Here is a 21440-nt window from a genome sequence, read left to right as displayed (position 1 = left end):
CCGGCCTCGCCGCCACGTCACGGAACCGTCAACCGCGTGTCCTCCGGTAAGCGCGTACTTGCGGCGCAGACACGGTTTGATGCGTCTTCAGCCTCGTCTCCGCTGGTTAGCCCCCATGGGATGGTCGGATATCGGACGTTATTCTTTGGTGATATGACTCCCGAGAAGGTCTTGCGGTCCAGCCCCGGCACCCTGGGCGATCTGGAACAAGGCTGCGCCGATGCCCACCGTCTCATCCTCGACGGCCAGCTCGACGCGGCCCGTTCCCGCCTGGATGAATTGCGCAAGGTCCATGGCGACGACCATGCGCCCATGCAGGAGACCTTCAGCGCGCTGGCCGAGGCCCATGGCGACTTCAACATCGCCCTGGCCCACTACAAACGCTTCCATGCGCTGGCCGTGCAGGCCGGCGTCTCCTCGCCGCTGGCATCGCGCGATCAGCTGCTGGCGCGGCTGGTCGAGCGCCAGGAGCAGCGCTCCCCCGACATGGCCTGGTGCCTGGTGGCGCTGGCCGCCGCGCGCGCGCCGGCGGGCGCCCTGCCGCACATGCTGCGCCAGCAGTGCCGCGCGCAGGACGTGCTCGCGCTCGGCCAGGGCGAGGCGATGCTGATGCTGCTGCACGACGTCGACCTGCCCACTGGGCGCAAGGTCTGCGAGCGCTTCCGCGCGGTCTGGATGCAGCAGCAGCCGACGGCCGGTCCGCTCAGCATGGGCCTGACCGCCTGGCGCGGGCCGGGCGACACCGGCAGCGGCCTGCTCGCCCGCGCCGAGCAGGCGCTCACCCGCAGCCAGCGCGAAGGCGCGCCGCTGCGCACCGGCTGAGCGACGCCGGTCGATCAGAACGGATTGATCGTCTTCTCGCGCCGGTAGTGGATGTAGCCGACGCTGGCCCCGGCGCGCAGGCCCACGCCCAGCCGGATCGGCGCCAGCGTGATGCCGTCGGCGCGCTGGTAGTTGATGCCCGCGCCACCGATGTAGTACAGGCTGCCGTCCACCCCGGGGAAGCGGCGGTAGATCGCGCTCGCCTTGGGCAGCTTGTAGACCAGCGTGAAGACCTTGGACGCGTTCGCGCCGAGGTCGAAACCCACCGACGGTCCGGCCCAGTACACCATCCCGCCGCCGCCGCGCTTCATCAGCAGTTGGCCTTCGCCATAGCGCAGGCCCACGGTGATCGCGCCGCCGGCTTCCTGACCCTTGATGTAGGCGTTCGGCCGGCCCTGCTCCTTGAAGGCTTTCTCGATCACCTTGGCCAGGCCCTCGGTCGTCTCCCCGAAGAACTCGGTCGCGGCATGCACCACCGAATCCTGGTCGTAGGTGTCGTCCTCGCCCTCGGCCGCCAGCGCGGGGAACACCGCCAGGCCCGGCGGCAACACCAGCCCCGCGGCGGCGTACCGCCCCAGGCGGCCCAGCGCGTCGCGTCGCGCTGGCGCGCTCGGCGCTTCGTTCAGCTCCATCGGACCTTCGGTCGAAAAGTCTTGGCGGTCATGGCGATTCATGCGGATCTCCGGGTAAGTCTGGATGGCGTCGGGCAATCGCGTCGCCCGGCGCGTTCCTGGTCGGGCGGGCAAACACAGTGCCCGCTCTACGAACCGATGGATGCTACCCCCGGGCGTGACAAACGGCGTGCGCGCCGCGGCAGCACCCCGATACACTCGGCCTCACGCCGTCGAGAGGGACCGAATCCACAACAAGGAGCGGCGATGCATGCAAACAGCAGTCATGACAAGAGTGCATCAAGGAGGACATGCAGTGAGCAGTGATCTGCCCCGTCTGGCGCGCGCGCTGGAGTACCTGGACATGGCCTCGGCGCTTTACGTCGCCGGTGGCGCGGATCATTCCGCGCAGTTGCTGGCAGCCGCCGGGGAACGCCTGCTCGGCGACCTGGCCCGCCTGATCCAATCGCCCGAGCACGGCCACGAGGTCCAGCAGTTGCTGGCCCGCCTGACGCAGCAGCATGTGCCGCCGCAGGTGCCGGAAGTCGCCGGGCACAACCAGTCGCGGCAGCTGCAGGCGATGCTGGCCCGCCAGGAATCGCCCGAATCGACCGAGCTCCGCCAGGCCACCTCCGCGCTGCTGCGCGCCTCGTGGTACCTGCTGGAGACGATGGGCCTGGAGCCGCTGGCGCCCTCGCGCCTGCACCAGGCCATCGAGAAGAGCACCATCTACGCCGAGCTCTGAGCTCGCGCCACCCCCACCGAGCGACACCATGAGCTCCGCCGAACGCCGTCATTTCTCCCGCATCGCGTTCGCCGGGCCGGCGCAGCTGGTGACGGTCGAGCAGCGCCTGCCGGTGCAGGTGCTGGACCTGTCGCTCAAGGGCGCGCTGCTGCTGTTGCCGGGGTCGTCGGACGTCGAGCCCGGGGAGCTGTGCCTGCTGGACCTGCCGCTCGCGCCGCACGAGGGGCGCATCACGATGGCGGCGCAGCTCGCCCATGTGAATGGCGACCGCGCCGGGCTGCTCTGCCTAGGCATCGACCTGGAGAGCATCACCCACCTGCGCCGCGTCATCGAGCTCAACCTGGGCGACGCGGCGCTGGCCGAGCGTGACTTCAAGGCGCTGGTGGCGCCCTGAGGGGCGACGGGACCAGCGGGACTTCGTCGGGCGCTGGCCCTCACCCCTGCCCTCTCCCGCAAGCGGGAGAGGGAGCCACACCGCCGTTCACTCGGCGATGAATTTCCTCAGCACCGCGAAGGCCGCGGTCGGGTCGTCGCGCCATGCGCCGTGGCCCACGCCGGGGAAGCGCGCCAGCTGACGCCACTGCGGCGGCAGCGCCTCGTGGATCTCCAGCGCGTCCTCCAGCGGGCAGACGGGGTCGTCCTCGCCCACCATCACCAGCACCGGGCAGCGGGCCTGCTCCAGGCCCTGCAGCAGGCCCAGGTCCTGTTTCTCGCCGCCGACGAAGTGCAGCAGGATGTCCAGGTTCACCAGCGTGCGGCCGCTGGCTTCCGGGTCGGCGGCCGGACGGGTGTTGTAGAGGTGGCGCACCCCGGACCAGTAGGCCTCGAAGGTCTCGCGCGACGGTTGGCTCCAGAAGGCCTGCGCCAGCGCGCGGGCCTCGGGACCGCCGCGCCGCTCGAAGGCGGCCAGCTTGCGCTCCAGGCCCATGTGGTGGGAGGTGCTGGACAGGATCACCTTGGACGCATGCCCCGGATGCCGCGCGATGTAGCGCTGCGCCACGAAGCCGCCGAAGGACTGGCCCAGCACGATGGGCCGCTCGATGCCCAGCGCGTCGCACAGGCGCACGATGTCGTCGGCCCAGGTGTCGAGCGTCCATTCCGACGACGGTCGCGGATCGCTGCGGCCGTGGCCGCGGTGGTCGTAGTAGACGATCTGCGCCAGGTCCGCGAGCTGGCTGAAGGCCGGCTTGAACGCCGCATGGTCGAAACCGGGGCCGCCATGCATGCAGATCAGCGTCGGCTTCTCTCGCATCCGCGCCCCGTCCGGCACCAGGCCGGGCCCCTCGACGTCGACGAAGAGTCGCGCGCCGTTACCGATATGGATCTTCATGGGCGGCGAGTATGCCGCCTTCGCCCCCCGCAGGCCGGACTCGTCCGGCCCAGGGCGGCTTCGTCGCACGGCTGCTGGCGGGCCCCGGACGCCGCGGCCAGAATGCCGCCCATGTCCGATGCGTCCCCGTCCCCGACCGGCCCCGCCGGCGCGCCGCCCGAGCCCCGCCGTTCGGCGCGGGATGCCGCGCTGCAGCTTTTCAACCTGCGCATGATCGCGGCGGCCTTCTACTTCTGCCTGGCGATGGCGGGCGCGCGCTCGCTGACCTGGCTCACCCATGACGATGGCGTCGGCGACTGGCTCATGGAGTGGCTGCGCTTCACCCGCCAGACGCTGCTGACCGCGCTCAGCGTGCTGGCCGCGCTGGCGCTGGCGGAGGCGCTGCTCGCGCGGATCCGGGTGCGCTGGCCGCTGGCGCTGCGGGCGGTGGCGGTCGCGGCCGGCGCGACGGTGGGCACGCTGCTGCGCTTCCAGGTCGCCAACCTGGGCGTGCCGGACGCGCCGCTGCACTGGGACTGGCTACTGTCGACCACGCTGCTGTGGCTGGTGCTGGGCGGCTTCTTCGCCGCGCTGCTGCACGGCGTGCGCGAGGAGCGCAGCGCCCAGGCGCGGCTGGCCGAGCTGGCCCGCCAGCACGACCGCCTGCAGGCCCAGCAGCTCGAGGCCCAGTTCTCCGCGCTGAACGCGCAGATCGAGCCGCACTTCCTGTTCAACACGCTGGCCAACGTGAAGCGCCTGTACGAAACCGCGCCCGAGCGCGGCCGCGACATGATGGCCAGCCTGATCGCCTACCTGCGGGCGGCGCTGCCCAGCATGCGCCAGGGCATGTCGACGCTCGGCCAGGAGCTGGAGCTGGCGCGCAGCTACCTGACCATCCTGCAGATGCGCATGGGCGAGCGGCTGCGCTTCGACATCGAGGCCGACGCCGCGCTGTTCGCGACCTCGCTGCCACCGATGGTGCTGCCGACGCTGGTCGAGAACGCGATCAAGCACGGCCTGTCGCCGCTGCCCGAGGGCGGCCGCATCGACATCACCGCGCGGCGCGAACCCGCCGGCCTGGGCCTGCTGCTGGAGGTGCGCGACACCGGCCAGGGCTTCGCCGCCAGCGGCGGCAGCGGCGTGGGCCTGGCCAACACCCGGGCGCGGCTGATGGCGATGTTCGGGCGCGACGCCTGGCTGGAACTGGAGGCGGCCGAGCCGCGCGGCGTGATCGCGCGGGTGCGCGTGCCGCTGGCCGGCGCGGCGCGTGGCGCGTCTGCGGCCCCGGCGACGCCCGCCGGAGCGCTCCCATGACGGAGGCCCTGCGCGAGCGCGCCGCCCAGCTCTGGCACGCGTGGCGCTCGCTGCGCCGCGAGGAGCTGTCGTGGTTCCTGCTGATGGGCGTCTTCTACGGCCTGGTGGACGCGTCGTCGATCTTCTATGTGATGGATAACGCGCGCTGGCCGTCGGCGCTCGCCAACCAGATGCTCACGCCGCTGCTGGTGGCGCTGGTCATCCTCTTCACCTGGCTGCCGGCGTCGCGCAGCGCGCTGGAGAGCCCCTGGCGCGTCGCCCGGCTGGGCATCGCGGTGCTGATCGGCGCGGTGCTCGCCAAGCTGCTCTACGACCAGCTGATGCCGATGCTGGGCTGGCCATCGATCGCCGACCTGGCGCGCGAGCGCAAGGGCGAGATGCCCCACCAGCCCATCCGCTGGCTCAATTTCATCGGCGAGTGCCTGTCGATCTGCGTCACCGCCAGCCTGTCGGTGGCCTGGTACGAGATGGCGATGCGCCGCCGTCGCACCCGCACCCGCCTGGAGGCGCTGCTGCGCGAGCAGAGCGCGATGCAGCGCGACGCCGTGGCCGCGCGCCTGGCGGCGCTGCAGGCGCAGGTGGAGCCGCAGTTCCTGTTCGACACGCTGGTCGACATCGAGCGCGCCTACGAGCGCGCCGATGCCGCGGCGCCGGAACAGATGGAGCGCCTGATCCGCCATCTGCGGGTGGCGCTGCCACGGCTGCGCGAGCGCGGCGTGACGCTCGAGTCCGAGGCGGCGCTGCTCGACAGCTACCTGGCCGTGGTGGCCGGCCGACAGCGCGGCGCGCTGCCGCTGTCGACCGAGTGGTCCGCCTGGCTGGCCCCGCGGCCGGTGCCGCCGATGCTGCTGCTGCCGCTGGCCCAGCTGATGCTGCGCGACGCGGCGCGGCTGCCGACCCAGGCGCGGCTGAGCGCCCAGGAAGCCAGCGGCGGCGGACTGCGGCTGCGGCTGTCCTTCGACCGCGGCGGCCTGTGCGGCGAGGAGACCGCGCTGCGCGCGCTCGGCGAACGCCTCGAACGCCTGGACCGCGCGCCAGGCGCGCCGCCGCCGCGGCTGCAATGCCGCAGCAATGCCGACGACACCGAATTCACGCTGGAGCTGCCCGCATGAGCCTTCATTCCGCCGCACCGACCGCCGTCGTCGCCGAGGACGAGGAGACGCTGCGCCATGAACTGATGGACCGGCTCGCGCAGCTGTGGCCGGAGCTGGTCATCGTCGGCGAGGCCGCGGACGGCGTGCAGGCCCTGCGCCTGCTGCAGGAATGCCGGCCCGACGTGCTCTTCCTCGACATCCAGATGCCCGGCGCCACCGGGCTGGACGTCGCGCGGCAGGTACAGGGGCGCTCGCATGTGGTCTTCGTCACCGCCTACGACCAGTACGCGGTGTCCGCCTTCGACGAGGGCGCGGTCGACTACCTGCTCAAGCCGCTCGAGCCGGCGCGGCTGTTCACCGCGATCCAGCGCGTCAAGCAGCGCATGGCGGGCCCGCCGGCGGACCTGAGCGCGGTGCTGAGCCAGCTCGGCGCCCAGGCCGGCAAGCTGCCGCAGCGGCAGTTCCTGCGCTGGATCAACGCGTCGGTCGGACAGACGCTGAAGCTGATCACGGTCGACGAGGTGCTGTATTTCCAGTCCGACAACAAGTACACCCGCGTCGCCACGCGCCAGGGCGAGGCGCTGATCCGCAAGCCGCTCAAGGAGCTGGTCGACGAGCTCGATCCGCAGCAGTTCTGGCAGATCCACCGCTCGACGCTGGTCAACGCGGCCGCGGTGGCCGGCGTCTCGCGCGACTTCCGCGGCCGCATGCAGGTCAAGCTCAAGGAGAGCGAGGACGCGCTGATCGTCGCGGAGAGCTATACCCACCTCTTCCGGCAGATGTAGGGCCAGCGGTCGAGGCAGTGCGCATCACGTCATCCCTCCCCTGTCGCCTACATGACCACCGGCCCTGCGGCCGCCTCCCACAATCGCCGGCAAACGACGGGAGACACGCCATGGCCCTGGACGCCACAGCCACCGAGCACACCCACACCCGCATCTGCCCGCTGTGCGAGGCCTGCTGCGGCCTCGAGATCCGCACCCGGACCACGCCCGAGGGCAGCTCGGTCATCTCGATCCGCGGCAACGACGCCGACCCCTTCAGCCACGGCTACCTCTGCCCCAAGGGCGTCGCGCTGAAGGACCTGCACAAGGACCCCGACCGCCTGCGCCAGCCGATGCGTCGCCGCGCCGACCGCGCCGGCTTCGAGCCCGTCAGCTGGGACGAGGCCTTCGCCGAGGTCGCCCGCCGGCTGCCGCCGCTGCGCGAGCAGTACGGCGCCGACGCGGTCGCGCTGACCATCGGCAATCCGGCCTCGCACAAGATCGGCTTGTTCAGCTACTTCCCGCACCTGGCGCGCGCGCTGGGCACGCGCAACCTGTTCTCGGCCTCGACGCTGGACCAGATGCCCAAGCAACTCGCCTGCGGGTTGATGTACGGCCACTGGCTCAGCGTGCCAGTGCCGGACCTGCCGCGCACCGACCTCTTCATCTGCCTGGGCGCCAATCCCATGGTCAGCAACGGCAGCCTGTGGACCAGCCCCGACTACCGCGGCAAGGCCAAGGCGATGCGCGCGCGCGGCGGGCGCATCGTCGTCATCGACCCGCGCCGCACCGAGACCGCCCAGGCCGCCGACGAGCACCTCGCGATCCGCCCCGGCGGCGACGTCTACCTGCTGCTGGGACTGCTGCACACCGTGTTCGACGAAGGCCTGGAACGGCTCGGACGCCTGGAAGCGCATGTCGAGGGCCTGGACGCGCTGCGGGCCGCCGTCGCCGACTTCCCGCCCGAGCGCGGCGCCGCGCACTGCGGCATCCCCGCCGAGACCCAGCGGCGCCTCGCGCGCGAATTCGCGACCACGCCCAAGGCGGTGCTCTACGGCCGCTTCGGCACCTGCACGCAGCGCTTCGGCTCGCTGAACAGCTGGCTCATCGACGCGCTCAACATCGTCACCGGCCACTTCGACACCGAGGGCGGCCTGATGTTCCCCAAGGCCGCCGCCTTCGCCGCCAACACGCTGGGCCGGCCGGGCCAGGGCAAGGGCGTGGCCACCGGGCGCCGGCACAGCCGCGTCGGCAAGGCGCCGGAGGTGATGGGCGAATTCCCCATCAGCTGCCTCGCCGAGGAGATCGAGACCCCCGGCGACGGCCAGGTGCATGCGCTGATCACCGTGGCCTGCAACCCGGTGCTGTCCTCGCCGAACGGCGCGCGGCTCGCGCGCGCGCTCGACGGCCTGGACTTCATGCTCAGCCTGGACCCCTACATCAACGAAACGAGCCGCCACGCCGACCTGATCCTGCCGCCGCCCTCCCCGCTGGAGGACTGGCATTACGACATGGTCTTCGCGCAGCTCTCGTGGCGCAACCATGCGCGCTGGTCGGGCCCGGTGCTGCCCGTCGACGCCGACGCCCCGGACGCGCCGCGGGCCGAATGGCAGACGCTGCTGCGACTGGCGGCGATCGCCTCGGGCCTGCCGGCCGACGCGGACCTGCAGGCGGTCGACGATGCCGCGCTGCGCGCCGAGCTGAAGCGCCACGCCGGCGACCAGGCCGAGGCCGTCTTCGGCATGCTCGAGGGCGGCGCCGGCCCGGCGCGCTGGCTCGACCTGGGGCTGCGTTCAGGCCCTTACGGCGACGGGTTCGGCGCGAAGCCGGAGGGCCTCACGCTGGCCAAGGTGAAGGCCGCGCCGCACGGCATCGATCTCGGCGAACTGCAGCCGCGCGTCCCGGAAATCCTGCGCACGAGCTCGGGCCGCATCGACCTGGCGCCGTCGGCGCTGCTGGCCGACCTCGCGCATGCGGACGCGGCGCTGCGTCACCCGACCGGCGACGAGCTGTTGCTGATCGGCCGGCGCGAGACCCGCAGCAACAACAGCTGGATGCACAACCTGCCGGTGCTGGCCAAGGGCCGCGAGCGCTGCACCCTGCTGGTCCATCCCGACGATGCGGCGCGCGCGGGGCTGGTGGACGGACAGTCCGCGCGCCTGAGCAACGCGCGTGGCAGCGTGATCGCCCCAGTCACGCTGAGCCCCGACATGCGGCCGGGCGTGGTCAGCCTGCCGCACGGCTGGGGCCATGACCTGAGCGGCAGCCAGTTGAACGTCGCCGCCCGCCATCCGGGCGTCAACATGAACCTGCTGCTGGACGACGAGGCCCGCGACCCGGTCTCGGGCACCTCGGTGCTCAGCGGCATCCCGGTGCGGCTGAGCGCGGCCGAGGCCTGAACGGCCTCGCCCCGGCACCACGTCGGCGGCGCGCCTCAGGCCCGGGCCGCCGCGGGCGCCAGCAGGCTGGTCGGCACGCCGGCGGGGCTCGTCCCGGGGAAGCGTCCCGCGAGTACGCCGCTGACCAACTCGAGGTGGTGCATCAGCTCCCACTGCTTGCTGAGCGCCCGCGACGGCTGGACCCCATCGATGAGGCCGGCCAGGTAGCGCCGCACCGCCTCGGTGGGACCGAAACAGGCGTCGTCGCGGTCGAGCGCCGCCTGGAACACACGGAGCGCGCGGCGGAAGCGCTGGTCGGCGCTGTCCTCGTCGGGCGCGAGCCGGCCGCTCAGGAAGGACTCGAGCCAGATCGCGGCCGGCGCTGGCGCCGCGGCTGGCGCGATGCGCAGGTAGCTAAGCCGGAACGCCGCCAGGCGCGACGATGCCTCCGGCGTGTCCGGGCGCGAGGGCAGCGTGGTGTAGTCCGAGAAGTCCGCGCCGCCTTCCCGCCAGGGATGGGGCAGCGGATCCAGGAACGGGTGGCGGTGATCCTGGCGCAGGTCGGGGCTGTCCGGCAGGCGCCGGTCCTCGACCCGCACGCAGGAGATGTCCCCCAGTGCGGCGCGGTCCGCGGCAGTCGGCTCGACGCCCTTGAAGAACACCTGCCGCACCCGCGCCCCGCCGAGCATCGTCGTCAGCTCGGACAGCGGCGGCGCCTCGGGGCCGACGACCAGCCCCATCGGCCGGGCCCCGAACAGCTGCACGAAGCGCCGCACCACGTCGGGCGTCAGCGCCGGGCCCAGCATCAACGTCGGATGGATCCACTGGCGCGTCGGCAACGAGGTGAACAGCTGCCGGCCCCAGTCGAAGGCCTCGGCCGGCAACAGCAGGTCGAAATCCTGCCGCACCGGATTGACCACCAGCCACACCGGCAGGCGATGCGCCTCGCAGGCCTCCAGCGTGTGCCGCATCGAGGTCGCCATCACCCGCACCGGCTCCATCACCGGCTGCACCTGGCCCTCCGCGCCCAGCACCTGCGCCAGGTGGCGCAAGGCCAGCACCTCCTTCTGTTTGCCATGGAGATAGGGGAAGTACATGGTCTTCGCCTCCAACTGTCTCGATTGAGGGAGGGGCGATGATGATGAGCACTGGCTCATCCGTCAGCAGCGATCCCTTCCATCAATGCGCCAGATCAAGGGACCCGGAAAAATCACAGGCCCCGTCGCGCCAAGAAAAAAAGGGACCGCGTGGCGGTCCCTTGCTGGGCGGGGCGGCCGGCGCGTCGGCCGGCATGGGTGCGGTTCAGGGCGTGCTCTTCGGCTTGGCCGGCTGCTGGGCCTGGCCCATCGCGGCCAGTTCGGCCTCGCTGATGATCTCCATCGCGCGCACCACCTTCTGCACGCCGCGCACGCCGCGGGCGATCTCGGTCGCGCGGGTGGCCTCGCGCTCGGTCACCCGGCCCATGATGTAGACGTTGCCGCGCTCGACGACGACGTAGAACGCGTTGGTGATCAGGTCCTTCGCGTCGACCAGGCTGGCCTTGACCTTGGCGGCGATGGCCACGTCGTTGGCGCGGCTGGACAGCGAGCTCAGCATGCCCACGCCCACCTCGTTGAGCACGTTGCCGACGTTCTCGACGCCCTGCGCGATGCGCTCGACCGCGGCGCGGTCCTCGTCGTTGCGGGTCTCGCCGGTCAGCAACACCATGCGGTTGTAGCTGTTGACGTTGATGTGCACGCGGTCGCCGAGCTGCTCGCGGATGCGGTTGGCGGTCTTGAGCTCGATGCCCTGGTCCTCGAGCTGCGTGCCGGAGGTGCGCCGGTCGGTCGCCACCATCGCGCTGCCCACCGCCGCGCCGCCGACGATCAGCGGCACGCAGGCGGTCTGCAGCAACGCGCCGCCCAGCGCGGCGGCAAGGATCAGGCGGCGGGTCCGGCGGGAGCTTCGGGTCACGGAGGTCATCGGGAGGTCCTTCAAGGTCGGGAGGAGGGTCATTCGCCCGCGCCGAGCAGCTGCAGGTCGATCGCGTCGCTGAGGCAGTGGGAGAGCAGGCGATGCGCCTCCGCCACCCGCGCGAAGCGGCTGTGCGGCACGCGCAGTTGCACGTCGGTGTCCAGCAGCGTGCCGCGCCAGTCGTCGTCCTGCGTGCCGCTGAGCACGATCACGCTCATCTCCTGCGCATGCGCCACCTGCAGCAGCGCGGCGGCCGCGCCGCTGGCCTGCGCCTCGTACAGCAGCAGCAGGTCGCCGGGATGGCCGAAGGTCTGGATCTGGCGCATCAGCGCGGAGGCGGGATCGGCGTAGCCCTGGGCTTGAGCGTCGAGCGCGATGGCGGCCAGGCCCGGGCGCTCCTGCTCGAAGCGGCCGGACAGCAGCGAGGCCATGTAGGTCGCGTCCGCCGCCGAGGTGCCGAGCCCGGCGGTGAGCACGCGGCCGCCGGCGGTGAGCGCGTCCACCATCATCTGCGCCGCGACGGCGAGCGGGCGGGACAGCCCTTCGGCGACCTGGTAGAGCAGGTCCGCGCTCTCGAAGAATTGTTGTTGTATGCGTTGTTCCAACATGAGCGCGGATGATAAAGGGTGCTGCACCGCCATCGGCCGCCGCAGAGCTCAGTGCTCGGCCGGCACGTCGAAGGCCCCTTGCAGCCACTCGACGCGGTCGCCATCGATGGCCACCACGTCGAACCGGCAAGGTGGGATCTCCGCCAGCGTGCGCAGGAAACATGTCGCCGCGAAGATCACCTTCCGTTGCTTGGCCCGGGTCACGCTGGCCGCCGCGCCGCCATGCGCATCGCGCTCCCTGGCACGCACCTCGACGAACACCAGCGTCCCGTCCCGCGCCCACAGGATCAGGTCGACCTCCCCGCCCCGCGCGGACGGCCCGCGCGCGACCCGATAATTGCGCGCCACCAGCCGCAGCCCCTGCCGCCTCAGGTAGTCCAGGGCGCGCTGCTCGGCGCCGGCGCCCCGTGCCTGCGCATCCGCGCCGTCCCGTCCGATGGAGAGTTTCTTGAACATGTCGACGTCCCCGTCCGCCTCGCTGATCGCCGCCGCTTCCGCCGCGGCCGGTCATCAGCAATTCCCGGGCGGCACGCTCTACGTCGTCGCGACCCCGATCGGCAACCTCGCCGACCTGAGCCTGCGCGCGATCCACGTGCTGGGGCTGGTCGACGCCGTCGCCTGCGAGGACACGCGCGTCAGCGCTCAGTTGCTGCGCTGGCTCGGCCTGCACAAGCCGCTGCTGGCGCTGCACCAGCACAACGAGCAGCAGGCGGCGGAAGGCCTGGTCGCGCGGCTGCTCGCCGGCGAGCGCATTGCTTACGTCAGCGACGCCGGCACGCCGGCGATCTCGGACCCGGGCGCGGTGCTGGTGGCCGCGGCCGCGCGCGCCGGCGTGCGCGTCATGCCGCTGCCCGGCGCGAGCAGCGCGGCGGCGGCGCTCAGCGTGGCCGGCGACGCCCGCGCCCAGGGGTTCCGCTTCGTCGGTTTCCTGCCGACCAAGGCGGCCGAGCGGCGCGCGGCGCTGCAGGCGCTGACCGGCGCGCCCCACAGCCAGGTGCTGTTCGAGGCGCCCCATCGGATCCAGGAACTGATCGCGCTGCTGGCCGAGCTGGCGCCCGAACAGACGCTTACGATCTGCCGCGAGGTCACGAAGCAGTTCGAGACCATCCACACCGCGCCCTGCGCCACCCTGCCCGCCTGGATGGCGGCCGACAAGCAGCGCGAGCGCGGCGAGTTCGTGCTGGTGCTGCATGCCGCGCCCGCGCCGGCGGGCGAGGCCGGCCTGCCCGAGGACGTCCAGCGCACGCTGCGCGTGCTCATGCGCGACCTGCCGCTGAAGCAGGCGGCGTCCCTCGCCGCGGAGCTGACCGGCGAATCGCGCAAGGCGCTGTACCAGTTGGCGCTGGCCTGGAAGCAGGACGCCGGGGATGACAGCGACGGCGACGGCGACGGCGACTCCGATACCAGCTCCGACACCGACACCGGCGCCCGCTCCGGCTGAGCCGGCCCTCCGCACCGGGCCGCCCGGTCCCCATCCTCGCGGCAGGGTCGGCCGCCGCGCCCGGCCCCCGGCCGCCATGGGCGATGCCTACAATCGCCCGATGATTTCGCGCGAACCCACCCTCGCCCGCCTGGTCACCGCCCGTGCCCAGTTGCTCGAACCCTTCGGCCTGACCGACGCGTCGCTGTCGCAGGCACTGCGGCTGATCACCGAGCACCGCGTCGACGACGCCGACCTCTACTTCCAGACCACCCGCGCGGAGGGCTGGAGCCTGGAGGAAGGCATCGTCAAGAGCGGCAGCTTCTCGATCGACCAGGGCGTGGGCGTGCGCGCCGTCGCCGGCGAGAAAACGGCCTTCGCGTACTCGGACGACATTTCGGAGGCCGCGCTGCTCGACGCCGCGCGCACCGTGCGCGCGATCGCGTCGGCCGGGCAGAGCAAACGCGTCAAGGTGCCGGCCGAGCCGGTGGTGTCCGGCAGCCGCGCCCTCTATGGCGACGCGGATCCCATCGCCAGCCTGGACAGCACGCAGAAGGTCGCCCTGCTGGAGCGCACCGAGCGCCTGGCCCGCGCCAAGGACCCGCGCGTCAAGCAGGTGATGGCCGGACTGGCCGCCGAGCACGAGGTGGTGCTGATCGCGCGCGCCGACGGCACCCTGGCCGCCGACGTGCGGCCGCTGGTGCGCCTGTCCGTCACCGTCATCGCCGAGAGCGACGGCCGCCGGGAAGTGGGATCGGGCGGCGGCGGCGGCCGCTTCGGCCTGGCCTATTTCACCGACGAGATGATCGCGTCCTACGTCGAGCAGGCGGTCAGCGCGGCGCTGACCAACCTGGAGTCGCGCCCGGCCCCGGCCGGCGAGATGACCGTGGTCCTGGGCCCGGGCTGGCCCGGCGTGCTGCTGCACGAGGCCGTCGGCCACGGCCTGGAGGGCGACTTCAACCGCAAGGGCTCGTCCACCTTCTCCGGCCGCATCGGCCAGCGCGTCGCCGCCAAGGGCGTGACGGTGCTGGACGACGGCACCATCCCCGACCGCCGCGGCTCGCTCAACGTCGACGACGAGGGCTGCGCCTCGCAGCGCAACGTGCTGATCGAGGACGGCATCCTCAAGGGCTACATCCAGGACGCGATGAACGCGCGGCTGATGAAGGTCGCCCCCACCGGCAATGGCCGCCGCGAGAGCTACGCCCACGTGCCGATGCCGCGCATGACCAACACCTACATGCTGGGCGGCGACAAGGATCCGGCCGAGATCATCGCCAGCATCGACAAGGGCCTGTACGCGACCAACTTCGGCGGCGGCCAGGTCGACATCACCTCGGGCAAGTTCGTGTTCTCCGCCAGCGAGGCCTTCTGGGTCGAGAAGGGCAAGATCCAGTACCCGGTCAAGGGCGCGACCATCATCGGCAACGGCCCGGACGCGCTCACCCGCGTGAGCATGATCGGCAACGACATGCAGCTGGACACCGGCGTCGGCGTCTGCGGCAAGGAAGGCCAGAGCGTCCCGGTGGGCGTCGGCCAGCCCACGCTGCGCATCGACGGCCTGACCGTCGGCGGCACGGCCTGACCCCATGCCGGCCGCGCATCCCCACGGTTCCGCGAAGGCTCGCTTGCCCGATGCCGTCGCGCCACACCCGCGGCCGTCCCCTCGCGGCGCTTGACGCGCCGCGACCCGCGCAGGCACTATTGGCCCTTATGCGTTCCGCACCGAAGTTTTACTTTGCTTATTTTTGGTTCTCGCACCGCCCCGGCGGAGGAGAGGCGAACGCATAAGCAAGCGCGCCAAGAATCCTCAAGAAACCGCCGGGCCCACAAGCCCGGCGGTTTTTTTTCGGCCGGGCCCCGAGCGCCACCCCCAGCCCTCATAGAAAGCGTGATTCCCATGAATGCCAAGTCGACCCCGTATCCCAGCGCCCAACAGGCGGAGCGCTGGTATTCGCCGCAGGACAAGACCTCCCAGACCGACGACGAACGCATCCTGGACATCACGCCCTTGCCGCCTCCTGAACACCTCATCCGCTTCTTCCCGATCCGTGGCACGGCCATGGAGCAGCTCGTCGTCGGCACGCGCCAGCGCATCCGCGACATCATGCAGCGCAAGGACGACCGCCTGCTGGTGATCATCGGCCCGTGCTCGATCCACGATCCGGGCGCGGCGCTCGAATACGCCAAGCGCCTGATGACGATGCGGGAGCAGCATGCCGACACGCTCGAGATCGTGATGCGCGTCTACTTCGAGAAGCCCCGCACCACCGTCGGCTGGAAGGGCCTGATCAACGATCCCTACCTCGACGAGAGCTACCGCATCGACGAAGGCCTGCGCATCGCGCGCCAGCTGCTGCTGGAGATCAACCGCCTGGGCATGCCGGCGGGTTCGGAGTTCCTGGACGTGATCTCGCCGCAGTACATCGGCGACCTGATCAGCTGGGGCGCGATCGGCGCGCGCACCACCGAGAGCCAGGTGCACCGCGAGCTGGCCTCCGGCCTGTCCGCCCCGATCGGCTTCAAGAACGGCACCGACGGCAACATCAAGATCGCCACCGACGCGATCCAGGCCGCAGCGCGGCCGCACCACTTCCTGTCGGTGCACAAGAACGGCCAGGTCGCGATCGTCGAGACCAAGGGCAACCGCGACTGCCACGTGATCCTGCGCGGCGGCAAGGCGCCGAACTACGATGCCGAGAGCGTCGCCGTCGCCTGCGCGGACCTGGAGGCCTCCAAGCTCGACGCCCGGCTGATGGTCGACTGCTCGCATGCCAACAGCAGCAAGAAGCACGAGCGCCAGCTGGACGTGGCCAAGGACATCGCCGCGCAGATCCGCGCCGGCAGCACCAGCATCTTCGGCGTGATGGTCGAGAGCCACCTCAAGGGCGGCGCGCAGAAGTTCAGCCCCGGCAAGGACGATCCCTCGCAGCTCGAGTACGGCAAGAGCATCACCGATGCCTGCCTGGCCTGGGACGATTCGATCGCGGTGCTGGACGTGCTCAGCCAGGCCGTGCGGGCCGCCCGTACCGAGACGGTCGCGCGCTGATCACCACGACCAGCGCTGGTTGTCGCCGCCGTTGCAGCGATACATGATGACGGCCGTGCCCGGACGGGCGCGGCCGCCTTCGATGTCCAGGCACTTGCCGGAGTCGGCACTGCGGATCTCGCCGCCACGCGCGCGCCAGCGCTGGTTGGCGCCGCCGTTGCAGGTGAAGGCCATCACCCGCGCGCCATCGGCGGTGTTGCGGTCCGCGACATCGAGGCACAGCCCCGCGACGCGCAGCTCGCCGTCGCGGTTCCATTCGAAGCGCTGGTTCCCGCCGCCGTTGCAGTCGTAGACGATGAGCTTGCGCCCCGGCCGGGCGCCGCCTTCGATGTCCAGGCACAGGCCGCCCTTGCCGCGGATCTGGCGCGCGTTCCAGCCACCGTCGTCCTGCCACCCGTCGTCGCGGTCGCGATCCTTGTCCTTGTCCTTGCTGGCGATCAGCGCGATGCCGGCGATCACCGCCGCCGCCGCGACCGCCGCGCCGATGTTGCTCGAGTTATCGGAGCTGCTGGCGCCATCGCCGCTGGCCGCCGCGGAGGTCGTGATCTTGAAGCGGCCGCTGCAGCCGCCATCGACCCACAGCTCCTGGCTCGTCAGGTCATAACCCCAGGTGCGACCGAAGCGGCAGCCACCGGCGGTCTGCTGCACGAGTTCCACCTCGGTCGTGCCGTCCGGCAGCCGATGGCTCTGGTAGCCGCCGCGCGAGCTCAGCTCGATGGTCTGCTCCTCCGCCCGCGCGGGCAGGCTGCCGATCAGCAGCCCCGCCGCGACGGGCAGCGCGATGACGCGCCGCACCCAGCGGCGAGGCCGGTTGTTGGAATCCATGGTCGCCTCCTGCCTCTCCCTGCGTCGCGCGCCATGCGCACGCGACTGCGGGCGATGCTAAGGCGCCTCAGGCGGTGACGTCCAGCACGCGCGGCGTGCCGCCGGCGCGCTCCACCTCGCTGACGAGCAGGGGCCCCAGCGTCACCTGGACCCGCAGGTCGGGAAAGCTCGCGGCGGTGTAGGTGCCCCGCGAATAGGCCGGCGTCTCGACGCGGCTGGCCGGCGGCGCCTCCTGGCCGAGCGGATGCCGGCCATAGGTGACGTCCGCGCGGTTGCGCGCGTACATCTCCTGGAGCGGCCCCTCCGTCCCGATGAACGGGGACAGCTTCAGCACCACCGACGGTGGCGGCCCGTCCAGCATCTCCTGCTGGATCCTGGCGCGGTACTGCTGCAGCGGACTGACATCGAACGGCGACGTCCTGAGCGGCGTCGCCTGTACTTCCGAAAACTTCAAATCGCCCGACGGCGCCCGATCTTCCCGACCGTCCGCCGCCCTCCCTCTTGATGCGTGTGTGCCTGTGGGCGAGCGCCGCGCGCCGCGCTTCATCGAGCGCTCAAGCCGGCGCCGCCCAGGCCGAAATTGTCCGGGGCGAGCCGCTGGAAACCGACATGCGCCGCTGCCCGTCGGACGTCAATCGCCCGCCCGCGCGCCCAGCGTCGCGCCGACGCCGCAGATGTGTTCGAGCATCGGGCGAAGCGCCCGTCGCCCCACCCACAAGCGGGCGCAAGGCCTGGCCCGCTCTTGAAAACATCGCTCCCTGAGCGCATGTTCGAAGCTTCGATGCGACGCGCCCCAGGCGCCGAAGCCATGGCCCTGATCTTCCTCGCGCTGACCGCCGCGCTGCTGTGCTTCTGGCTGCTGAGCCAGCCCTGGCGGCAGGCCCGGCGCCGGGCCGCGCTGCGGGCGAAGGCCTTCCCGGCCGCGTGGCGCGCCATCCTGCGCCGCAACGTGCCGCAGGCGGCGCGGCTGCCGGCGGACCTGCAGCTCAAGCTCAAGCGCCAGATGCAGGTCTTTCTGGCGGAAAAATCCTTCATCGGCTGCGCCGGCCAGGTCATCACCGACGAGGTCCGCGTCACCATCGCCGCGCTGGCCTCGCTGCCGCTGCTGGGCCGCGCTCGCGGCTACTACCCGAAGCTGCACACGGTGCTGGTCTATCCCGGCGCCTTCATCGTCGATCGCGTGCGTCATCAAGGCCCGTTGCAGATGCAGGACCGCCAGGTGCTGAGCGGCGAATCCTGGGGCGAGGGACAGGTCGTGCTGTCCTGGGACGACGTGCTGCGCGACGCCTCGCTGCCGGAGCGCGGCCACAACGTCGCGGTGCACGAGTTCGCGCACCAGCTGGATCAGGTCAAGGGATGGGCCAATGGCGCGCCCTGGCTGGGCAACCGCGCGCGGCAGGCGCGCTGGGCGGCGGTGATGCAGCAGAGCTTCGACCTGCTGCGCGCGAGGCTCGCGGCGGGCGGGACCGATCCGCTGGGGGACTACGCGGCCACCGAGCCGGCGGAGTTCTTCGCGGTCGCGAGCGAGCGCTTCTTCGGTCAGCCGTGGGCGCTGGCGCAGGCGCATCCCGCGCTGTACGGGGAACTGCGGCGCTTCTACGAGGTCGATCCGCTGCTCTGGTCCTGAGCGCGGCGGGGACGGGGATCAGAACCCCATCTCGGCCAGCAGCGCGTCGACGTCGTCCTGCTGCAGCGCCTTGTCGGGCGTCTGCACGCCGGCGAGCTGCTCCTGCGTCGCCGCGGCGGCCGGCTCGACATGGTCGTGCGCGGCGAGCAGCTGCTGCAGCGGCGCCTCGGCCGGCCGCAGCATGGCCAGCACCTTGTTGATCACCTGGCCGGACAGGTCCTGGAAGTCCTGGGCCATCATGATCTCGGTCTGCAGCCCCTTCACCCGATCCGCGAAACCGGCGGCGCCGGCCGCGTAGGCCGCGCACAGGCGCATCATCGCGCGCGCCCGCTCGACGCTCAGGTCCGGCGCGGCCGCCAGCCGCTGCAGCGACTCGGACAACTCATGCCCCTGTCGGCCCACCGCCTGCGCGTCCTCCTGCGCCGATTCCACGATGCCCAGCACCTTGCTGGCGGCCTGGTCGGTCATGCGCTTGACGTAGTCCAGACGCTCGCAGGCATCCGGCAGCTCCTGGGACAGCTTGTGCAGCGCCTGATGCGCAGCGGCCGTGAGCGGGGATTCGGATTGAGACATGGCGGCGGATCGCGGTGGGTGGGCGCGAAGGAAGCGCAGGGTTGCGGATGGCACCGGCGCGGTGCGGGCGCCATCGACACTGGCGCTGGGGAGCGGTCTGGAGCGCCGCTTTCAATACCCGGAAATCTTAGTTCTGCAACTGGTGTAACCAACGGAAAGGGGGAGGGTCACCCGTGCATTTTTGGTGAGGAGTCCTGCATTTAAGTCAGCGACCGGCCGGCGCGCCTGTAGCCTTCGCTTCGTCCGTCCGCGGCCCGTCCTTGCTGCCGTCCGTTCTTGGCAAAGCGATCCGTCTCATGAACATGGCCACCACCCGTCCCTCGCCCGGCTTCCATCGCGCTCCCTCGCGGTCCGGCTCGTCCGGCACCGCGCGTCCGTCGTCGTCCTCCAGCGGCGACGGCGCCAGCTTCGCCGCCGCGCCGCGGGCGCAGGCCGCAGCCCCGCAGGCCTCGGCGCTGCGTGACGTGAGCGACGTCATGGTCGGCGTGGTGCTGATCCTGGGCGTGCTGTTCGCGCTGCTGGTGCTGGCGCTCTACACCCGCGACTCGATGGCGGTCGGCAAGGCGCTGACGGAGCAGGGACAGGCGCGCGGCGCGCTGGTCTGCAAGGACGGCCGGATCGCCCGGGGCGATGGCTCCCTGCCCGACCGGATCATCGAGGACGGCGTGTTCGTCTGCACCGACTGGCGCACGCTGCAGGCGATCGAGCAGGAAGAAGCCGAGCGGGGCATGCGCAAGTACTGACCCCGCCGCGCCGAAGGCCCGGGCGCGCGCTCAAGTCCACAGGTCCAGCGGCGGCTCGTGCGTCATGCCGCGCAGCAGGTCGCTGCGTGAGAGGAAGCCGATCGGATGGCCGTTGTCGTCGCCAACCGGCAAGCCAGGCAGCCCCAGGTCCAGCAGCAGCTGCGCCGCTTCGCGCAAAGGCGTGTCCGGCTGCGCCACCGGCACCGGCGTCCACATCACGTCATCCACCGGCGCGGCCAGGCGCCGCGCGATGACCATCATCTCGGCGATCTCGTCGAGATCGTCCGCCAAACCCCGCGTGAGATCGCCACGCGACACCAGGCCGCGCACCTCGCCCATCGGACCCAGCACCGGCGCCTGCGCAACGCCAGCGCGCGACATCATCCGCATCGCGCTCCGCAGCGGGGCGCCCGACATGACGCTGATCAGCTTGCGGCTCATCAGCTGATGCACCTGCGTGAGCACCTGGCGCTGCGTGTCGCCGGCATAGGCTGCCAGCGCCTCGTGCGCGACATAGGCCGACGCGCCGCTCGCCATCCCGCCCCCGGCACCGCCCTGGCCCACGCCAGCCAGCACGACAGTCGACGGCGTCAGATCCCCCTGGCGCGCGGTCGGCGCCACCGCACGGGTGCGGGCCACGGCCTGCACCGGGGCAAGGTCACGGACCTGCTCCAGTCCACCGGTCAGGATCTTTCCAGAGGTGCCGTAGACGGAAAACATGCGGGGGAGGATGGCATGGGGAGGCGGTGGGGGCCATTGAGGAGAACGCCTAACTCCGGAGGGCCAGGCGCGGGCTCTCCACGACGCGAGGGGGCTCCCTCCTGGACCCCCTCGCATCATTCCGGCCCCATCGCCACTCGCTGCCTCCCAGGAAGAGGACCGCGGGAGACGGAGACGGAGACGGAGACGGAGACGGAGACGGAGACGGAGACGGAGACGGAGACGGAGACGGGAGGCGGGGCGTGGCGGTGGGATGGAGGTGGTGGTGGCGTGGGAAGCGGTCAGGGAACCGGGTAGGCGGTCTCGTACTTGACCTCGCGGAGCACGACGTTGCTGCGCACGCTCGCGACGCCGGGCACCTTGAAGACCTTGCTCTGCAGGAACTGGTCGTAGACCTTCATGTCGGGCGCGACGATCTTCAGCACGTAGTCCGCCTCGCCGGTGATGGCCTGGCATTCGACGATTTCCGGGCTGCCCGCGACCATCGCCTCGAAGGCCTCGACCGCGCCCTCGGTGTGCCTCACCAAGCTGACATTGGCCAGCACGCAGATCGAGAGCCCCAGTTGCTCCCGGTCCACCAGCGCGACATGGCGGCGGATGACGCCGCGCTCCTCCAGCTCCTTGACGCGTCGCCAGACCGGCGTCGCCGAGAGTCCGACCTTGTCGGCCAGCTGCTGGGTGCTCTGGCGGGCGTCGGCCTGGAGCGCCTCCAGGATCAGGCGCGTCGCCCGGTCGAAACGTTCGTTCTCCATATCCGCCTCTTTTGAGAATGTCCCTATCGATCCTTGCAATGCAGCGAGCAAACGGAGCAAGAAACTGCCGATTGTCTAGGAAAGAATCTCCTCATTCATACATTCGAGCCGACCGGTCCTGCCGGCCGGCTCT

At 71.3% G+C, this 21440-nt stretch carries 23 protein-coding genes; 12 read left to right on the top strand and 11 right to left on the bottom strand.

Going from position 1 to position 21440, the window contains the following annotated elements:
• Positions 1 to 171: 171 nt before the first annotated feature.
• On the top strand, positions 172 to 822 hold the full coding sequence (locus FHT37_RS22150; RefSeq protein ID WP_141225187.1) for a hypothetical protein: 651 nt from the start codon (positions 172 to 174) through the stop codon (positions 820 to 822).
• 14 nt (positions 823 to 836) lie between these two features.
• Here the strand turns inward: FHT37_RS22150 and FHT37_RS22145 are convergent, their stop codons facing one another.
• A complete protein-coding gene (locus FHT37_RS22145) occupies positions 837 to 1496 on the bottom strand; it encodes a DUF1134 domain-containing protein (RefSeq protein WP_255489907.1) in 660 nt (219 codons plus the stop codon).
• 253 nt (positions 1497 to 1749) lie between these two features.
• Here FHT37_RS22145 and FHT37_RS22140 point away from each other — a divergent pair, with 253 nt between their 5' ends.
• Both FHT37_RS22140 and FHT37_RS22135 read left to right on the top strand, forming a co-directional pair.
• Positions 1750 to 2178: a hypothetical protein gene (locus tag FHT37_RS22140; protein WP_091720446.1), complete on the top strand. Its 429-nt coding sequence runs from the start codon at positions 1750 to 1752 to the stop codon at positions 2176 to 2178.
• A 28-nt stretch (positions 2179 to 2206) separates the two neighbouring features.
• Positions 2207 to 2572, top strand: a complete 366-nt coding sequence (locus tag FHT37_RS22135) for a PilZ domain-containing protein (RefSeq protein WP_147241865.1) — start codon at positions 2207 to 2209, stop codon at positions 2570 to 2572.
• An 87-nt stretch (positions 2573 to 2659) separates the two neighbouring features.
• Here FHT37_RS22135 and FHT37_RS22130 read toward each other — a convergent pair whose 3' ends face one another.
• Positions 2660 to 3508 carry an alpha/beta fold hydrolase gene (locus tag FHT37_RS22130; RefSeq protein WP_183484673.1) on the bottom strand — a complete coding sequence of 283 codons (849 nt, stop codon included), beginning with the start codon at positions 3506 to 3508 and terminating at the stop codon, positions 2660 to 2662.
• A gap of 111 nt (positions 3509 to 3619) precedes the next feature.
• On the opposite strand from FHT37_RS22130, the gene FHT37_RS22125 reads away from it, so the two are divergent.
• The 4 genes from FHT37_RS22125 (at position 3620) to FHT37_RS22110 (ending at position 9058) form a co-directional block, all read left to right on the top strand.
• Complete coding sequence (locus tag FHT37_RS22125) at positions 3620 to 4801, top strand: sensor histidine kinase (RefSeq protein ID WP_183484669.1); 1182 nt, start codon at positions 3620 to 3622, stop codon at positions 4799 to 4801.
• A complete protein-coding gene (locus FHT37_RS22120) occupies positions 4798 to 5913 on the top strand; it encodes a histidine kinase (protein WP_183484666.1) in 1116 nt (371 codons plus the stop codon). The genes FHT37_RS22125 and FHT37_RS22120 overlap by 4 nt, the downstream gene beginning before the upstream one ends.
• A complete protein-coding gene (locus tag FHT37_RS22115) occupies positions 5910 to 6680 on the top strand; it encodes a LytTR family DNA-binding domain-containing protein (RefSeq protein WP_091720425.1) in 771 nt (256 codons plus the stop codon). Before FHT37_RS22120 ends, FHT37_RS22115 begins: the two co-directional genes overlap by 4 nt.
• 110 nt (positions 6681 to 6790) lie before the next feature.
• Positions 6791 to 9058, top strand: a complete 2268-nt coding sequence (locus tag FHT37_RS22110; protein ID WP_183484663.1) for a molybdopterin-dependent oxidoreductase — start codon at positions 6791 to 6793, stop codon at positions 9056 to 9058.
• Positions 9059 to 9093: 35 nt separating this feature from the next.
• Here FHT37_RS22110 and FHT37_RS22105 read toward each other — a convergent pair whose 3' ends face one another.
• From FHT37_RS22105 to FHT37_RS22090, 4 genes are all read right to left on the bottom strand, one after another.
• A complete protein-coding gene (locus tag FHT37_RS22105) occupies positions 9094 to 10134 on the bottom strand; it encodes a sce7725 family protein (protein WP_183484660.1) in 1041 nt (346 codons plus the stop codon).
• A gap of 205 nt (positions 10135 to 10339) precedes the next feature.
• Positions 10340 to 10999, bottom strand: a complete 660-nt coding sequence (locus tag FHT37_RS22100) for a BON domain-containing protein (RefSeq protein ID WP_091720414.1) — start codon at positions 10997 to 10999, stop codon at positions 10340 to 10342.
• A 29-nt stretch (positions 11000 to 11028) separates the two neighbouring features.
• Entirely contained in the window at positions 11029 to 11598 is a 570-nt protein-coding gene (locus FHT37_RS22095; protein WP_091720410.1) for an SIS domain-containing protein, read from the bottom strand.
• A 48-nt stretch (positions 11599 to 11646) separates the two neighbouring features.
• Positions 11647 to 12054: a YraN family protein gene (locus FHT37_RS22090; RefSeq protein ID WP_183484657.1), complete on the bottom strand. Its 408-nt coding sequence runs from the start codon at positions 12052 to 12054 to the stop codon at positions 11647 to 11649.
• Between FHT37_RS22090 and rsmI the strand changes: the two genes are divergently transcribed.
• The 3 genes from rsmI (at position 12053) to FHT37_RS22075 (ending at position 16067) form a co-directional block, all read left to right on the top strand.
• Positions 12053 to 13039, top strand: a complete 987-nt coding sequence (gene rsmI, locus FHT37_RS22085) for a 16S rRNA (cytidine(1402)-2'-O)-methyltransferase (protein WP_183484654.1) — start codon at positions 12053 to 12055, stop codon at positions 13037 to 13039. The two genes, FHT37_RS22090 and rsmI, sit on opposite strands and share 2 nt — an antisense overlap.
• A gap of 100 nt (positions 13040 to 13139) precedes the next feature.
• Complete coding sequence (gene tldD, locus FHT37_RS22080) at positions 13140 to 14603, top strand: metalloprotease TldD (protein ID WP_091720397.1); 1464 nt, start codon at positions 13140 to 13142, stop codon at positions 14601 to 14603.
• 315 nt (positions 14604 to 14918) lie between these two features.
• Positions 14919 to 16067, top strand: a complete 1149-nt coding sequence (locus FHT37_RS22075) for a 3-deoxy-7-phosphoheptulonate synthase (protein ID WP_183484652.1) — start codon at positions 14919 to 14921, stop codon at positions 16065 to 16067.
• Here the strand turns inward: FHT37_RS22075 and FHT37_RS22070 are convergent, their stop codons facing one another.
• Together FHT37_RS22070 and FHT37_RS22065 are read right to left on the bottom strand one after the other, a co-directional pair.
• Positions 16068 to 16892: a lectin gene (locus tag FHT37_RS22070; protein WP_183484649.1), complete on the bottom strand. Its 825-nt coding sequence runs from the start codon at positions 16890 to 16892 to the stop codon at positions 16068 to 16070.
• A gap of 67 nt (positions 16893 to 16959) precedes the next feature.
• The gene (locus FHT37_RS22065) at positions 16960 to 17346 is read right to left on the bottom strand and encodes a hypothetical protein (RefSeq protein WP_183484646.1); all 387 of its coding nucleotides are present in this window, start codon (positions 17344 to 17346) and stop codon (positions 16960 to 16962) included.
• Between the two features lie 354 nt (positions 17347 to 17700).
• On the opposite strand from FHT37_RS22065, the gene FHT37_RS22060 reads away from it, so the two are divergent.
• Positions 17701 to 18519: a zinc-dependent peptidase gene (locus FHT37_RS22060; protein ID WP_183484643.1), complete on the top strand. Its 819-nt coding sequence runs from the start codon at positions 17701 to 17703 to the stop codon at positions 18517 to 18519.
• An 18-nt stretch (positions 18520 to 18537) separates the two neighbouring features.
• Here FHT37_RS22060 and FHT37_RS22055 read toward each other — a convergent pair whose 3' ends face one another.
• The gene (locus tag FHT37_RS22055; RefSeq protein WP_183484640.1) at positions 18538 to 19092 is read right to left on the bottom strand and encodes a protein phosphatase CheZ; all 555 of its coding nucleotides are present in this window, start codon (positions 19090 to 19092) and stop codon (positions 18538 to 18540) included.
• Positions 19093 to 19388: 296 nt separating this feature from the next.
• Between FHT37_RS22055 and FHT37_RS22050 the strand changes: the two genes are divergently transcribed.
• Positions 19389 to 19835, top strand: a complete 447-nt coding sequence (locus FHT37_RS22050; RefSeq protein WP_183484637.1) for a hypothetical protein — start codon at positions 19389 to 19391, stop codon at positions 19833 to 19835.
• Between the two features lie 30 nt (positions 19836 to 19865).
• Here FHT37_RS22050 and FHT37_RS22045 read toward each other — a convergent pair whose 3' ends face one another.
• Both FHT37_RS22045 and FHT37_RS22040 read right to left on the bottom strand, forming a co-directional pair.
• A complete protein-coding gene (locus FHT37_RS22045) occupies positions 19866 to 20555 on the bottom strand; it encodes an HPP family protein (protein WP_183484634.1) in 690 nt (229 codons plus the stop codon).
• A gap of 281 nt (positions 20556 to 20836) precedes the next feature.
• The gene (locus FHT37_RS22040; RefSeq protein WP_147241570.1) at positions 20837 to 21307 is read right to left on the bottom strand and encodes an Lrp/AsnC family transcriptional regulator; all 471 of its coding nucleotides are present in this window, start codon (positions 21305 to 21307) and stop codon (positions 20837 to 20839) included.
• Positions 21308 to 21440: the final 133 nt, after the last annotated feature.

The organism is Mitsuaria sp. BK037 (assembly GCF_014193045.1).
GTDB lineage: Bacteria > Pseudomonadota > Gammaproteobacteria > Burkholderiales > Burkholderiaceae_C > Roseateles.
Note: the sequence above shows the minus strand (reverse complement) of the source record. Positions and strands in the feature narration are given on the sequence as shown.

What these genes read in the sequence shown, in the direction of transcription:
- FHT37_RS22045 (WP_183484634.1), bottom strand. Translation starts at nt 20,555, where the DNA reads ATGTTTTCCGTCTACGGCACCTCTGGAAAGATCCTGACCGGTGGACTG.
- FHT37_RS22100 (WP_091720414.1), bottom strand. Translation starts at nt 10,999, where the DNA reads ATGACCTCCGTGACCCGAAGCTCCCGCCGGACCCGCCGCCTGATCCTT.
- FHT37_RS22075 (WP_183484652.1), top strand. Translation starts at nt 14,919, where the DNA reads ATGAATGCCAAGTCGACCCCGTATCCCAGCGCCCAACAGGCGGAGCGC.
- FHT37_RS22070 (WP_183484649.1), bottom strand. Translation starts at nt 16,892, where the DNA reads ATGGATTCCAACAACCGGCCTCGCCGCTGGGTGCGGCGCGTCATCGCG.
- FHT37_RS22145 (WP_255489907.1), bottom strand. Translation starts at nt 1,496, where the DNA reads ATGAATCGCCATGACCGCCAAGACTTTTCGACCGAAGGTCCGATGGAG.
- FHT37_RS22115 (WP_091720425.1), top strand. Translation starts at nt 5,910, where the DNA reads ATGAGCCTTCATTCCGCCGCACCGACCGCCGTCGTCGCCGAGGACGAG.
- FHT37_RS22135 (WP_147241865.1), top strand. Translation starts at nt 2,207, where the DNA reads ATGAGCTCCGCCGAACGCCGTCATTTCTCCCGCATCGCGTTCGCCGGG.
- FHT37_RS22120 (WP_183484666.1), top strand. Translation starts at nt 4,798, where the DNA reads ATGACGGAGGCCCTGCGCGAGCGCGCCGCCCAGCTCTGGCACGCGTGG.
- FHT37_RS22125 (WP_183484669.1), top strand. Translation starts at nt 3,620, where the DNA reads ATGTCCGATGCGTCCCCGTCCCCGACCGGCCCCGCCGGCGCGCCGCCC.
- FHT37_RS22105 (WP_183484660.1), bottom strand. Translation starts at nt 10,134, where the DNA reads ATGTACTTCCCCTATCTCCATGGCAAACAGAAGGAGGTGCTGGCCTTG.
- FHT37_RS22110 (WP_183484663.1), top strand. Translation starts at nt 6,791, where the DNA reads ATGGCCCTGGACGCCACAGCCACCGAGCACACCCACACCCGCATCTGC.
- FHT37_RS22090 (WP_183484657.1), bottom strand. Translation starts at nt 12,054, where the DNA reads ATGTTCAAGAAACTCTCCATCGGACGGGACGGCGCGGATGCGCAGGCA.
- FHT37_RS22060 (WP_183484643.1), top strand. Translation starts at nt 17,701, where the DNA reads ATGGCCCTGATCTTCCTCGCGCTGACCGCCGCGCTGCTGTGCTTCTGG.
- FHT37_RS22055 (WP_183484640.1), bottom strand. Translation starts at nt 19,092, where the DNA reads ATGTCTCAATCCGAATCCCCGCTCACGGCCGCTGCGCATCAGGCGCTG.
- tldD (WP_091720397.1), top strand. Translation starts at nt 13,140, where the DNA reads ATGATTTCGCGCGAACCCACCCTCGCCCGCCTGGTCACCGCCCGTGCC.
- FHT37_RS22040 (WP_147241570.1), bottom strand. Translation starts at nt 21,307, where the DNA reads ATGGAGAACGAACGTTTCGACCGGGCGACGCGCCTGATCCTGGAGGCG.
- rsmI (WP_183484654.1), top strand. Translation starts at nt 12,053, where the DNA reads ATGTCGACGTCCCCGTCCGCCTCGCTGATCGCCGCCGCTTCCGCCGCG.
- FHT37_RS22095 (WP_091720410.1), bottom strand. Translation starts at nt 11,598, where the DNA reads ATGTTGGAACAACGCATACAACAACAATTCTTCGAGAGCGCGGACCTG.
- FHT37_RS22050 (WP_183484637.1), top strand. Translation starts at nt 19,389, where the DNA reads ATGAACATGGCCACCACCCGTCCCTCGCCCGGCTTCCATCGCGCTCCC.
- FHT37_RS22130 (WP_183484673.1), bottom strand. Translation starts at nt 3,508, where the DNA reads ATGAAGATCCATATCGGTAACGGCGCGCGACTCTTCGTCGACGTCGAG.